Below are 12,409 nucleotides of genomic sequence, written 5' to 3' on the forward strand. Positions count from 1 at the left end.
GCGAGGTTCCTTCGAAGAACAGCAAGCCAAACTCCCATCAAGGACGTCTGGGACTACTTTCGCAGCTTTCTCAAGAGGTGACTAGTCAGCAACTTGATGTCGTTGGGGGTATTTTGGAGGCTGTTCCACCGGCGATGGTCTGTCTCCGACATCCGCCATGTCCCAGCCGTCCAGGCGCAGTGATCGCGGAGGCCCCACAGAGCAGTCGCGAGATCGTGAGTACCCTCGGCCACCAGATCGTGGTCTTCGGTTAGTTGGTCCATGACGTACCCCATGGACTGGATACCGACACCGTGGGTCAAACGAGACTTACGTGGCTCAAGTTCCCATGCCTCGTAGAAAACCTCAACAACCGTTGTCCAGAACAGGTTGAGGTGCTCGATGATCCCCTGGACATCGCCGGCCCCGTCTTCACGGCGGAACCGGTACAACGCACCGTCCGACAAACTGTTCTCGATCATCTTGAGGACACTGTTGTCCTTGATATAGCCATTTGGCTGAGTAGGGGTGGCGATTCGTCCGGCAAACGGATGACCGACCCAGTTCCGCGGCCCAGAGTTCAGTTTAATCATGATCTCGGCGGGAAGTTGTTTCCGTGCATACGCGGGCGGAAGATGCCCTATCGAGTCCGGAAGCAACTCGTGAATCAAGCCCTTGGGTAGGGGCTTGGTGTTGTTGACAAGAATGAACTGCGATCGCTGCTCGGCCTCATCTTTGGCTATGAAGCCGACCGCCGCTACGGGGAACTCCGCCACATCAGCATCCCTGATCGCCGCGGATCGCTGCTGTCCGTCGACCAACCACGCGGCACGATCCTCCTCGGCGAGACGTTCGTCCACAGGAATGACCAACTCTCCTGTCGCTACGTAGTCGAGCGCCGACTCGAGCGGTGCAGTCTCGAAGGTCACTCGCTGATCGAAGGCAAGAACCACCGCGTTCGGAAGCATGGCGTCCGGGGATTCGAGGTAGCGACGGATCGCCTTGATGTGGGTCAGCACCTCAGGTCGTTGGTAGCCCTGAAGGGAGTCATCGTCACGATGGACGCGGGAGACGGCGGCGAAGTCGTGAATGCGCTTGCCGTCGACGCCGAAGCAGTAGATGAAGTGGCTGCCCTGCCTGATCCGAATAGCCGGCAGGCGGATGTCGTAGCGATCAGCCACTGTTGCTCCTTTGCGTGGGCCTGACTGGTAGACGTTCCATCTTCGCAGCAAGGACCGACAGGTTGTGAAAACCGCGCCGCTTGTTCCGTTCGGTGCCCCGGAAGATGGCGATCTCGATCCCCAGTTCACGACAAAGCGTGCATTCGCAGGCAGTCCACGGAGCAGCGCTGAGTGTGCGCTCGTACTCCGCGCCGTACGACTTCTTGGACTGGCAGAGAACCTCGTAGTCTGCCAGGAGAGCCAGGGCACCCTGCAGGCTCGCCTCACTGCGATCGAATTCACGCAGCGCCTTCAGGCATGCGCGCTCGAGTTGAATCGCATCCTTCTGTGAAATCTGGCCCGATAGGATCCCCCGCCTCAGAGTCGGATTGCCATCGACCTGTGGAACTCGCAGGGCGACGAACGAATCGTTCTCGGTGTGGAAGTTGTCCCTGTCATCCATGAAAGCTTGACGGAACGCGGAGGTGCTGTCGAAGCTCGTCACGCCGTATCCCGCGAAGGCGTTCATCGAGCCAACCCGAGTCACGCCAAGTAGGTGCAGTTCCGTCTCCGGGCCACGGACCTCGTCGATCGCGGCGAGACAGTCCATGATATCCACGGTCTTGAGCGGCACCATGCCGCCCAGCGCGATACGGCGATACCCCATGTCTTGTAACTGCCGGACGCTGTCCGCATAACTGGCCGGACTCCACCCCTGCGCCGCCCCTACCGGCTCAACACGCAGTCCCTGGTCAGAAATCTGGCCGATGAATTCCTCCGCCAGGCGAAGAGTGAGCAGACGCCGCTCTGCCCAGGCAGGGTCGACGGTCTCGAAGTCATGGTCGCGCTCGTAACCGAAGATGATGTGATCCACGCTGACACCCGAGGTGAACCCACATCCTTCGTAGAAGTCGAGAGTCTCTGACACGGAAACCGGTGGGACCTGTTCGTCGGCATAGTTGAAGGCCCCATTGTCACCAAGCGACTCGATGGTATCGGGAAGACGAAAGAACTTCTCAACACCTAGCCGGTACAGCCGGGCGCGTTGGGCGGACGTGTACTTGCCGGCGCCTTTGACGGACCCGTCAACTATCGACTTGCTGACCAACATCCCGTGGTATGGCGCCCGAGCGAGCACTTCGTGCGCGTAGCGATCGTCACGCTGGCGAACCCGGAACGGGGAGTATTCGTCTTGAACGAAGTTGTATGTCGGGCTGACAAGGTCCTGGCTGTCCGGAAAGTAGAATTTCACCTCGCCGCCCGCTGCGTCACGTAGGTCCGTGCAAGGAAGTTGGAGAGTGCGCTGATATGGCGCGGAGTGTTCTGAAGTTCGTCCCAGGGCAGCCCGAGTTCACTCCACGAGCCTTTCGTCCAACTACAAACGTCGGCCACTAAAGCCAACTCCTCCTCTGCTTGCTTCACACAAGCGGGGTTTGAGACGTCCACATGCGCCATCACACGTTCCATCAGTCTCCCCATTGCCCGAATCCCTACTCCACCCATCAAACGCGACTGAGTCGTGGGCTTCGCCCACGCATCCGGGAAGGTGTTTCGTACTGCGGACCAATAAGTGATCAGAACGGCTCTGATGCCGGCGGTGTCCGTCGTTCCCGCCGCGATATTGCGATAGGGGAACAGCACGCCCGACGGTGACTCGAGCGATTCTTTGAGCGCCTCCACGAGGCTTGTGTCTGTGACGACGGCAGCCCGCTTTCCTTCGGCAGTTGATGATGCGCGGCGGATCAGTTGATAGAAAGGAGAATCCGCGTCCTGGTTCAGCATGTCGACAAGTGCAGATGGCAACTTCCGCGTGGACATCCGAGATGACGGCACACGCGCAATCTCCGGTAGGAGTTCGGTGACTAGATTCGAAGGCAATGGCTGCACTGTATTGACCCGCAGAAACTGCTCGCGTTGCAACTCGAGGTTCACCGCGACAAAACCAGCCACCGGAACTGGCAGGCGAGTATTCTTTGTTTTTGCAAGCGCGAGACTCCGCTGCTGACCGTCAACGATCCATGCTGGACGTGGCCCTTCGGCGACACTACTGATAGGCATCTCCAACGTTCCTGAAACTGCAAGGCCATCCGAAGCACCTGGCCCACGGCTTGACTTGAACCTGACTTCCTGCGGTAACGCTAGGATAAGTCCGTTTGGGAACAGCACGTTTGCACTATCGAGGTAGTCTTGGATCTGCTTCACATGCTTGCGCTTCTCCGGACGCTGATACCCGATCAACTTGCCGGCTTCGTCGCGGCCGATACGTGCTACGTCGGCTACCAGATCAACCTCTTCTGCTGCCAGAGCAAAGAGATACAGTGGCATGTCCTCGTTCTGCAGGATGCGGAGCGCGCGCCTCTCGATCCATCCCTCAGTCATACGTCCTCCGTAAGTCGGCGGAACAGTTCGCCGAATCGGCGCTGCTCGCAGGCCGCCCCTGAGTCGCGGAGAAGACGCAGCGCAGCCGTCTTGCTCAAACTCGGCTGCCTTTTCCGGGCGTCACGAATCCAGTCGATGACAGCCGCGTCGTCCAGTGGCTGGCGACCATAAGTGGTAGTTGCGCGTACCTCGACCGCCCAGGTCTCCCAGTCCTCACGGTTGCGATTCGCTTCCACCTCGATCTCATCTTGCCGCTCCACCCACGCAATCGCCATCCGCAGATTGAGGCTGACCGCGGTACCTCCCAGCACGCTTCGAAGTCCGAGGTCCGACGGGAAGCGCTGCCTCTCGAGGAGACCGTCGCTTCCGCCGAACACAACCACGTCATTTCTGCGCTCGAGCAACGCTAGATCATTGGTCATAGCGGACGCGTACGTCTCCGACAGCACTAACAGTGTCGGACCGCCGAACGGCTGTTCCAGTTCGCTTGTGGCAGCAGCTTGGCGGAGTTGGTCCCACCACGCGCGCGATTGAAGACGATTGGCACCCACGCTATCGGGATGGCCGGGTGCGAAGGTGGCAGAGTACGACGGGCTCTCGAAATCGAGAGAACACAGTCCCAGCCCGGCTGATGCAACCAGCACTCGCGGCGTGACACCTTTGGCTCGTATCGCGGCTTGCAACTTGCTCACTTGGTGCCAAGCCTCTCCGCGGTACAGACGACCAAGGGGCCAGGTGTCAGTTGCCCGCGAGATGATGTCGCGCCACGTGGCAGCCCGTACGTCCGTAGGCGCCTCCGGCAAGTGGCGAACTTGATACTGCGGCGGCGCCGGGGCCGCTTTGCGATCGGTGCACGTCACCACTACCGTCAGTTGTTTCGCCATCGACACTGACTCCTGAACCCGAAACTGTCGCCCCGTTGCGGCTACTCTAGCGTGCAGTTACTAGCAGTCGAATCGGACATGCGCCGATAGATAGGACCGATGACATGCCTCGCAAGGCCGTAGTTCTACTCAGCGGTGGACTCGACTCAACCACGGTGCTGGCGCACGCCAAGAGCCAGGGGTACGAAGTCTTCGCGATCAGCTTCAGATATGGCCAACGGCATGTGGTGGAGTTGGAGGCGGCACGTCAAGTAGCCGCCGCACAAGGAGTCACCAACCATGTGGTTTGCGATATCGACCTGCGGGTCTTCGGTGGTTCGGCCCTGACCGCTGACGTCGACGTTCCTAAGCATGAGTCTGCCAACGAGGTCGCCGATGATATACCGATCACCTATGTGCCTGCCCGCAACACGGTGTTCCTCTCGTTCGCCCTCGCCTATGCGGAGGTATTGGGCGCAACCGATATTTTCATCGGGGTGAGCGCTCTCGACTACTCGGGCTACCCAGATTGCCGGCCAGAGTTCATAGCCGCCTACGAGACCATGGCGAACCTCGCTACGCGCGCGGGAGTCGAAGGAAACGCCGTCAAGATCCACACGCCTTTGATCGACCTCACCAAAGCGCAGACTGTGGAACTTGGACTGTCTCTCGGCGTGGACTACTCGCTGACATCGTCGTGCTACGACCCTGATGCGCAGGGGGCCCCCTGCGGACACTGCGATTCGTGCTTGCTCCGGATCAGGGGCTTCGAGGAGGCGGGCACCACTGACCCACTCGTGTATCAGGTGTCCTGAATGACGTACAAGATCAAAGAAATCTTCTACACCCTCCAGGGGGAGGGTACGCATGCGGGCCGGCCGGCCGTTTTCTGCAGATTCAGCCTCTGCAATCTCTGGACCGGGCGCGAGAAGGATCGAGCACGCGCAATCTGCCAATTCTGCGATACAGATTTCGTGGGAACGGACGGACCCGGCGGTGGCCGCTTCACCGATGCGAACGCGCTAGCCGACGCAGTCGAGGCAGCCTGGCCTACTGCGCCGACCGCGAATCGAATGGTCGTCTGCACGGGCGGTGAACCTCTTCTTCAACTCGACTCAGACGCAATCGACGCTCTTCATGGCAGAGGCTTCTACATCGCCGTTGAAACCAACGGCACGCGAGTGCCCGCACCAGGAATCGACTGGCTCTGCGTGAGCCCCAAGATCGGCGCTGACCTGGTAGTCACCGGAGGCAACGAACTGAAGTTCGTCTTTCCACAGGGCGGCGTCGATCCGCGGGTCTTCGAAGAGTTGGATTTCGACACCTTCCGGGTCCAGCCGATGGATGGCCCAGACAGCAAGCGCAATACGGAACTGGCGGTCGAGTATTGCCTGAACAACCCGAAGTGGCAACTCAGCCTTCAGACTCACAAGTTCCTGGGGATCCCGTGACCTACGACGCAGAAATCTATCGCGAGTTCACCTTCGAGGCGGCACATCGCCTACCCAATGTGCCGGCAGGCCATAAGTGCGCTCGCCTGCACGGGCACTCGTACAGAGTTGAGGTCCACATCAGCGGTCCGGTGCCTGACGAGACGGGGTGGGTTCGCGATTTCGGAGACATCAAGAGCGCCTTCAAACCGCTCGATGAGCAACTTGATCACCGCTACCTGAACGACGTGGAGGGTCTGAGCAACCCGACGAGCGAAGTACTCGCCAAGTGGATCTGGGATCGGCTGAAAATAGACCTCCCCGATCTGTGCGCTGTCCACGTTCGTGAGACATGCACGTCCGGATGCATCTACAGGGGGTGAGCGAGATGCTGCCAGACATCCAGGATCAGTATGAACCGCGGGGCATCCCTCTCCACCGAGTGGGAATCGCCGGCGTCCGCTATCCCACCCGGTTCTGTGACGGCGAACTCAAGCAATCAGGCATAGCCACCTTCGATCTCGCAGTCACACTCGAAGAGCATCGGCGCGGCACGCACATGAGCCGGATGGTCGAGGCCATTCACGAAACGATGCAGGAATTGGATCCTCGATCTCTTCCCGTTGCCCTCAAGTCTGCAGCAGGTCGGCTCGATGCCGCCGAGATCGAAGTCCGGATCGCACTTCCAGTCGCTACTACAGTGACGTCTCCTGCGTCGGGACGCGAATCCTGGCAGGCCAGCGACGTTGAGATCGTGGCTACCTGGAACTCACAGATGTCTCGAGTCGCAACAACTGTCATATCCGAGGTCACCAGCCTTTGTCCCTGCAGCAAAGCCATCAGCGACTTCGGTGCACACAACCAGCGCAGTTCGGTAAGGGTAGCGATCATAGGGCGAGACGACACTGCTTACCCACTCGACGTAATGAGCATCATCGGCCTCATCCGGGAGGTCGGATCCTGTCCTATCTATCCGTTGATCAAGCGACCGGACGAACGCTTCGTCACAATGCAGGCGTACGAGCACCCTGCCTTCGTGGAAGATATGGCACGCGACGTATCCACTCGCCTTCGCGAGCAGCAGTTGGAGCATTCGGTGCAGGTTCGCAACTTCGAGAGCATCCACAGCCACGACGCAATCGCCGCTGTTCAATGGAGTCCGGACAGCGCCATGTGAGCGCCTCCATGGCGCCTTTCCTTAAGGGATCAGCAGTTTGGGGAGGGTTTTGTCGACGCCGTCTTTGAGGGTGTCGAGGGCCTTGGGGTCGCCGGAGAGGTGGCGGAGCAGGGCTTGCTGGAAGAGGCCGTCGAACTGGGCGTAGGCGGTGGCCGGTGAGACCGTGATGGGCTTGCCGCTCAGATCGGCGTACGTGCTGACGATCCGCCAGATCATCAGCTCGAGCGTCTGGTCGATCTCCAGCACGTCCTCACGGAACGACTCCTCGAACAGCGCCTGGTTGCGCAGGTCGTACCAGAGCCGGTGCATCGTCCCGTCTTCGTCACAGGTAGTGGCCAGGGCCTGGGCGAAGTCGACCCGGAGCTGGTCGGCCGTCCGGGCGGTGGCGACGATCTGGTCGTACCGGGTGACGCACTCGGCCTTGTAGAGTTTCACGCAGAACATGATCAGCTCGACCTTGTCGCGGAAGTAGTAGTGCAGGACGCCGTGCGAGAAGTCGGAGTTCTGAGCGATCTCCCGCAGGCTGGTGCGGGCATAACCGAGCTCGGACAGGGTGCGCAGCGCCGAGGTGGCGAGCTGGGCACGGCGCTCAGCGAACTTGTCCACCTGGCGGCGCGAGATCCGGTCCGACACGTCGGTCACGGTCAGCCTCCCGAGGTTCGTTCCAGCGAGTTTAACCCGGAGTTCAGATTTTCTGGACGGCTGTCCAAGAAAGTCTTGACGACTGTCCAGAAGTCCGTGACGCTGTGCTCATCGCCCGATCACCGCCTCACCGGTGATCGGGCGGACCGAAGGGGTCCAGCAGCCCGGCCGAAGGGGACAGTTATGAGCGGGTACGACCTGACCGGACGAAAAGCCTTGGTGACCGGGGGTGCACGCGGACTCGGGGCCGGGATGGCCGAGGCGCTCGCGGCAGCCGGCGCCGCCGTGGTGATCGCCGACATCGCGGAGGATCTCGGCAAGGCGACCGCCGATGCGCTGAACGACAGCGGCGCGACCGCGGCCTTCGTACCGCTCGACGTCACCGACGACGCGAACTGGGAGGCGGCGATCAGCGCCACCATCACCGAGCTCGGCGGCCTGGACATCCTGGTGAACAACGCCGGTGTCGAACTGTCCGGCCTGGTGATCGACCTCGACCCGGCCGACGTCCGCAAGATGCTGGAGATCAACGTCCTCGGCACGGCGCTGGGACTGAAGCACGCATTTCGCGCGATGCGGCCGGAGGGGCCCGCCGGGACTGGCGGCTCGGTGGTCAACATCTCCAGCGTCGCGGCGACGATCCCGTTCCCCGGTATCTCCGGGTATTCCGCGACCAAGTCGGCGGTCGACCGGTTGACCCGGGTGGCCGCGATGGAGTCCGGCAAGCTCGGGTACGGCGTACGGGTGAACTGCGTGTACCCCGGTCTCGTACCAACCGAGATGGGCATGAAGCTCGCCGCCGACATGGTGACGCTCGGGCTCTGGCCGTCGGCCGAAGCGGCGGTCGGGGACGTCATCGGACTGACGCCGCTGGGCCGGCTCGGCGAGGTCGGCGACATGGCCGACGCGGTCGTCTTCCTGGCCTCGGACGCGGCCAAGTTCATCACCGGCGCGGGCCTGCCGGTCGACGGCGGAATGGGGATGTGACGATGAGCAAACCCGTCGTCGTCTACGGCGCCTCCGGCTACACCGGGCGGCTCGTCTGCGAGTACCTGCGCGAGTTCAACGTCCCGTTCATCGCGGCCGGCCGGGACAAGAAGCGCGTGCAGGAGGTGCTCGACAAGGTCCCCGGCATCGACACCGTCGACCACGAGGTGGTCGAGGTCGAGCACGAGGTGAGCGCGCTGACGGACCTGTTCCGCGGCGCGAAGGTGGTCAGCAACATGGTCGGCCCGTTCGTCAAGTACGGGCCGGAGGTCGTCGAGGCGAGCCTGGCGGCCGGCTGCCACTACCTGGACACCACTGGTGAACAGGACTGGCTGCTGGACGCGCAGAACGGGTGGGGTGACAAGTTCACCGCCGAAGGACTGTTGCTTGCTCCGGGAGTCGCTCAGATGTACACGACCGGCGAGATCGCCGCGAACATCTGTCTGGAGACCCCTGGCCTCGACACCCTCGACATCCTGGTGCTGTGGAAGGGATTCCCGACCTATGCGTCGACCCAGACCATCTTCACCATCCTCAAGGCGGACTGGCACTACCTCGAGCAGAACGAGCTGGTGAAGTGGGATCCGCTCACCACTACCGAGGTCAATGTCCCGGGCCAGCACGCGACCGCACTCGCCCTGCCCTGGGGCGGCACCAGCCATCCGGTCTGGTTCAAGAACGACCCGCGGGTGGCCAACGTCAAGGTGGCGGGTGGCGTCTTCGACCGGACCGTGATGCAGGGCGTGGTCGAGGCGGTGAAGATGGTCGAGTCGCAGATCAAGACGCTGCCGGCCGAGCAGCAGGACGCCGCCCTCGCCGAGGTGGCCGCCTCGGTCCAGGCCAGCATGCCGCCGCGGGAGAACCCGCGGATCAACACGTCGCTCGACTCGGTCCACGCGTCCGGTCCGCTCGGACGCGCGCACTGCGTCATCTACGGCAACAGCAACTACAAGCAGACGGGCGTGCTGCAGGCCTACGCCGCCTATTCGCTCCTCCAGCAGCCACCGAAGCGTGCCGGGCTCGCCTCAGCCTGTCAGGCCTTCGGGCACCGCGAGCTTCTCGGCGTACTGCGGAGCTTCGGGCTGGTCCTCGAACCGGTATTGACCGTCCACCACTGAACCGGGTGCGGGGGCGCCCACTCTCACCCCCCAAGGGTTCCCCCGCACCTGTACCACCTGGAGTTCGCGTGAGGCTGTACGACTATCTGGACAAGGGCGCATCGCTCGGAGCCGATGCCCCATGCCTGACGATGGCCGGTACTTCGCTCAGCTACGCCGAGGTGCAGCAACTGTCCTGGCAGGTCGGCCGAGCCCTGCACCGCTCGACGGTGCTGCCCGGTGACAAGGTGGCGATCCTCTCGGCGAACAACCCGATCTCGTTCGCCTGCATCTTCGGCATCGCCCGGGCCGGCGCGATCTGGTGCCCGATCAATCCACGCAACGAGGCTGCCGAGAACCGGGACCTGCTCGACGCCTTCGACTGCTCCGCACTGATCTTCCAGCGCGCGTTCCTCCCGCTGGTGGAGAAGGTCCTGCCCGAACTGCCGAAGCTGACCACGGTCATCTGCCTGGACGATTCGTTGCCTGGGGCAATCAGCCTGGCGGAGTGGCTGGCGGACGTACCGGCCGATCCCTGGTCGTTGGAGCCGTTGGACGAGACGGCGCTGGTCGTCGGTACCGGCGGTACGACCGGGCGGCCGAAGGGTGTGATGCTGACCGAGCGCAACCTCGAGACGATGTCGGCGATCACGTTGATGAGCTATCCCTTCGACGGGCGGCCGGTCTACCTGGCGCTGGCGCCGCTGACCCACGCGGCCGGAGTACTGTGCTTCCCAGTACTGACGCTCGGTGGCGAGATCGTGATCATGCCGTCGCCCGACCTGGACGAGTTCCTGGCGTTGATCGAGCGGCATCGGGTCACCCATACCTTCCTGCCGCCGACCGTGATCTACATGGTGCTGGCGCATCCCTCCTTGTCCACCACGGATCTCGAGTCACTGCAGTGCTTCTGGTACGGCGCCGCCCCGATGTCCGCGGCCCGGTTGGAGGAGGCGCTGACCCGGATCGGGCCGGTGATGGCGCAGCTGTTCGGTCAGAGCGAGGCGCCGATGATGATCTCCACGATGGCGCCGGCCGACCACTTCCGCACCGACGGTTCGTTCGCGGTCGAGCGGTTCACGTCGGCCGGGCGGCCGTCGCCGCTGACGCAGGTGGCGATCATGGCCGACGACGGGCGGCTGCTGGGGACCGGGGAGCGCGGCGAGATCGTCGTCCGGGGCTCGCTGGTGATGGCTGGTTACTACCGGGACGCGGTGGCGACCGCGGCCGCTTCGCAGTACGGGTGGCACCACACGGGTGACATCGGATTCCTCGACGAAGACAACTACCTCTACATAGTGGATCGGGCGAAAGACATGATCATCACGGGCGGATTCAACGTGTACTCGGCAGAGGTCGAGCAGGCGCTGATGACGTACCCGGCGATTCGCGACTGCGCGGTCGTCGGCCTACCGGACGAGAAGTGGGGCGAGAGGGTGACCGCGGTCCTGCAGTTGCACCCCGGACTGACGGTGACCGAGTCGGAGGTCCGCAACTACGTGAAGAGCAAACTCGGCAGCGTCAAGGCGCCGAAACAGGTGGTGGTCTGGCCCGATCTACCACGCTCGAAGGTTGGCAAAGTGCTGAAAACCGAGGTCAAAGCACGCCTGTTAAATCAGTAGGCCACCGCCGCAGGCAACGCTACTGTGTGCCTCAATGAGCCCTGTATCGCGTCCCCCGCTGACGTCTGACGAGCGGACCCAACTCACCGGCTGGCTGGACCTGCAGAGGTCCTTCGTCCGGATGAAGTGCGAAGGCCTGACCGAGGCCGACGCGCACCGCAAGATGCTCAGCACCTCGCCGTTGATGACGATGGCGGGGCTGGTGGCGCACCTGCGCTGGAACGAGTACTCCTGGTTCCAGCTGAGCCTGATCGGCGTACCGGACACCGGGCAGACGCCGTGGACCAAGGACGGTCATCCCGACGCCGAGATGTTCGTCGACGACGTACCGCTGGCTCAACTGCTGGACGAGTACGACGAGGAGTGCGCGCGCTCGAACGCGACCATCGCCGACCTCTCCCTCGACGCCCTCGAACAGGGCACCGGCGACGACCCGCCCGCCTCCCTGCGCTACATCCTGTGCCACATGATCGAGGAGACGGCGCGCCACGTCGGCCACCTCGACATCATCCGCGAACTCCTCGACGGAGCAACCCGCTACGACTGGCAGAACCCCGCGTGAAGGCACTCCACACAGCCGATGAGCGAACCAGCCTCATCGGCTGGCTCGACCTGCAGCGCTCACTCGTCCGGCCGAAGTGCGAGGGGTTGAGCGAGGCCGACGCGCATCGCCAGCTCCTCCCGACCTCGCCCCTCACCACCGTGGCGGGCCTGGTCTCCCACCTCCGCTGGGTCGAGCACTCCTGGTTCACCGAGAACCTGCTCGGCACCCCCGACACCGGCCAGACCCCTTTCACCGAAGGCGGCCACCCCGACGCCGAGATGTTCGTCGACCACCGGCCCCTGCCCGACCTGCTCGACGAGTACGACGCCGAATGCGCCCGCTCGAACGAGATCCTCGCCAAGTTCACCCTCGACGACGTGGAGACAGTGGTTCCTCCCCGCCCCTCGGGCCAGCCGGCCTCGACCCGCTACATCCTCAACCACATGATCGAGGAAACCGCCCGCCACCTGGGCCACCTGGACATCCTCCGGGAACTCCTGGACGGCAAGCGCGGCTGACCTCTTGCGAG

At 62.8% G+C, this 12,409-nt stretch carries 14 protein-coding genes; 9 read left to right on the forward strand and 5 right to left on the reverse strand.

Annotated features, from left to right (window positions below; all coding sequences use genetic code 11):
- Nucleotides 1-53 precede the first annotated feature (53 nt).
- Genes dbpB (AB0M15_RS31970) through AB0M15_RS31985 form a run of 4 tightly spaced genes read right to left on the reverse strand, consistent with a single transcriptional unit; the run spans nucleotide 54 to nucleotide 4,210 of the window.
- Nucleotides 54-1,160 carry a DGQHR domain-containing protein DpdB gene (dbpB, locus tag AB0M15_RS31970; protein ID WP_363826387.1) on the reverse strand — a complete coding sequence of 369 codons (1,107 nt, stop codon included), beginning with the start codon at nucleotides 1,158-1,160 and terminating at the stop codon, nucleotides 54-56.
- On the reverse strand, nucleotides 1,153-2,391 hold the full coding sequence (gene dpdA, locus AB0M15_RS31975) for a tRNA-guanine transglycosylase DpdA (RefSeq protein WP_363826390.1): 1,239 nt from the start codon (nucleotides 2,389-2,391) through the stop codon (nucleotides 1,153-1,155). The genes dbpB (AB0M15_RS31970) and dpdA overlap by 8 nt, the downstream gene beginning before the upstream one ends.
- The gene (gene dbpB / locus AB0M15_RS31980) at nucleotides 2,388-3,518 is read right to left on the reverse strand and encodes a DGQHR domain-containing protein DpdB (protein WP_363826393.1); all 1,131 of its coding nucleotides are present in this window, start codon (nucleotides 3,516-3,518) and stop codon (nucleotides 2,388-2,390) included. Before dbpB (AB0M15_RS31980) ends, dpdA begins: the two co-directional genes overlap by 4 nt.
- Nucleotides 3,515-4,210, reverse strand: a complete 696-nt coding sequence (locus tag AB0M15_RS31985; protein WP_363826396.1) for a hypothetical protein — start codon at nucleotides 4,208-4,210, stop codon at nucleotides 3,515-3,517. Before AB0M15_RS31985 ends, dbpB (AB0M15_RS31980) begins: the two co-directional genes overlap by 4 nt.
- A gap of 296 nt (nucleotides 4,211-4,506) precedes the next feature.
- On the opposite strand from AB0M15_RS31985, the gene queC reads away from it, so the two are divergent.
- From queC to folE2, 4 genes are read left to right on the forward strand one after another with little or no spacing between them, the layout of a single operon-like run.
- Complete coding sequence (gene queC / locus AB0M15_RS31990; RefSeq protein ID WP_363826399.1) at nucleotides 4,507-5,196, forward strand: 7-cyano-7-deazaguanine synthase QueC; 690 nt, start codon at nucleotides 4,507-4,509, stop codon at nucleotides 5,194-5,196.
- Nucleotides 5,197-5,832: a 7-carboxy-7-deazaguanine synthase gene (gene queE / locus AB0M15_RS31995; protein ID WP_363826404.1), complete on the forward strand. Its 636-nt coding sequence runs from the start codon at nucleotides 5,197-5,199 to the stop codon at nucleotides 5,830-5,832.
- On the forward strand, nucleotides 5,829-6,194 hold the full coding sequence (gene queD, locus AB0M15_RS32000; RefSeq protein WP_363826409.1) for a 6-carboxytetrahydropterin synthase QueD: 366 nt from the start codon (nucleotides 5,829-5,831) through the stop codon (nucleotides 6,192-6,194). Before queE ends, queD begins: the two co-directional genes overlap by 4 nt.
- 5 nt (nucleotides 6,195-6,199) lie before the next feature.
- The gene (gene folE2, locus AB0M15_RS32005) at nucleotides 6,200-6,988 is read left to right on the forward strand and encodes a GTP cyclohydrolase FolE2 (protein WP_363827170.1); all 789 of its coding nucleotides are present in this window, start codon (nucleotides 6,200-6,202) and stop codon (nucleotides 6,986-6,988) included.
- 21 nt (nucleotides 6,989-7,009) lie between these two features.
- Here the strand turns inward: folE2 and AB0M15_RS32010 are convergent, their stop codons facing one another.
- Nucleotides 7,010-7,630: a TetR/AcrR family transcriptional regulator gene (locus tag AB0M15_RS32010; RefSeq protein ID WP_363826412.1), complete on the reverse strand. Its 621-nt coding sequence runs from the start codon at nucleotides 7,628-7,630 to the stop codon at nucleotides 7,010-7,012.
- A gap of 183 nt (nucleotides 7,631-7,813) precedes the next feature.
- Between AB0M15_RS32010 and AB0M15_RS32015 the strand changes: the two genes are divergently transcribed.
- The 5 genes from AB0M15_RS32015 to AB0M15_RS32035 all read left to right on the forward strand — a co-directional run bounded on the left by AB0M15_RS32015 (nucleotide 7,814) and on the right by AB0M15_RS32035 (nucleotide 12,398).
- Nucleotides 7,814-8,617, forward strand: a complete 804-nt coding sequence (locus tag AB0M15_RS32015) for a glucose 1-dehydrogenase (RefSeq protein WP_363826415.1) — start codon at nucleotides 7,814-7,816, stop codon at nucleotides 8,615-8,617.
- A gap of 2 nt (nucleotides 8,618-8,619) precedes the next feature.
- On the forward strand, nucleotides 8,620-9,735 hold the full coding sequence (locus AB0M15_RS32020) for a DUF5938 domain-containing protein (protein WP_363826418.1): 1,116 nt from the start codon (nucleotides 8,620-8,622) through the stop codon (nucleotides 9,733-9,735).
- Between the two features lie 68 nt (nucleotides 9,736-9,803).
- Nucleotides 9,804-11,336: a long-chain fatty acid--CoA ligase gene (locus AB0M15_RS32025; protein ID WP_363826421.1), complete on the forward strand. Its 1,533-nt coding sequence runs from the start codon at nucleotides 9,804-9,806 to the stop codon at nucleotides 11,334-11,336.
- Between the two features lie 34 nt (nucleotides 11,337-11,370).
- Entirely contained in the window at nucleotides 11,371-11,898 is a 528-nt protein-coding gene (locus AB0M15_RS32030) for a DinB family protein (protein WP_363826424.1), read from the forward strand.
- A complete protein-coding gene (locus AB0M15_RS32035; protein WP_363826427.1) occupies nucleotides 11,895-12,398 on the forward strand; it encodes a DinB family protein in 504 nt (167 codons plus the stop codon). Before AB0M15_RS32030 ends, AB0M15_RS32035 begins: the two co-directional genes overlap by 4 nt.
- Nucleotides 12,399-12,409 lie beyond the last annotated feature (11 nt).

Origin of the sequence: Kribbella sp. NPDC051718, assembly GCF_040681515.1 — a bacterium.
In the GTDB taxonomy this organism is placed as follows: domain Bacteria; phylum Actinomycetota; class Actinomycetes; order Propionibacteriales; family Kribbellaceae; genus Kribbella.

Coding starts and splice junctions, on each gene's coding strand:
- dbpB (WP_363826393.1), bottom strand. CDS start 3,518: ATGACTGAGGGATGGATCGAGAGGCGCGCGCTCCGCATCCTGCAGAAC.
- queC (WP_363826399.1), top strand. CDS start 4,507: ATGCCTCGCAAGGCCGTAGTTCTACTCAGCGGTGGACTCGACTCAACC.
- queE (WP_363826404.1), top strand. CDS start 5,197: ATGACGTACAAGATCAAAGAAATCTTCTACACCCTCCAGGGGGAGGGT.
- folE2 (WP_363827170.1), top strand. CDS start 6,200: ATGCTGCCAGACATCCAGGATCAGTATGAACCGCGGGGCATCCCTCTC.
- AB0M15_RS32015 (WP_363826415.1), top strand. CDS start 7,814: ATGAGCGGGTACGACCTGACCGGACGAAAAGCCTTGGTGACCGGGGGT.
- AB0M15_RS32020 (WP_363826418.1), top strand. CDS start 8,620: ATGAGCAAACCCGTCGTCGTCTACGGCGCCTCCGGCTACACCGGGCGG.
- AB0M15_RS32030 (WP_363826424.1), top strand. CDS start 11,371: ATGAGCCCTGTATCGCGTCCCCCGCTGACGTCTGACGAGCGGACCCAA.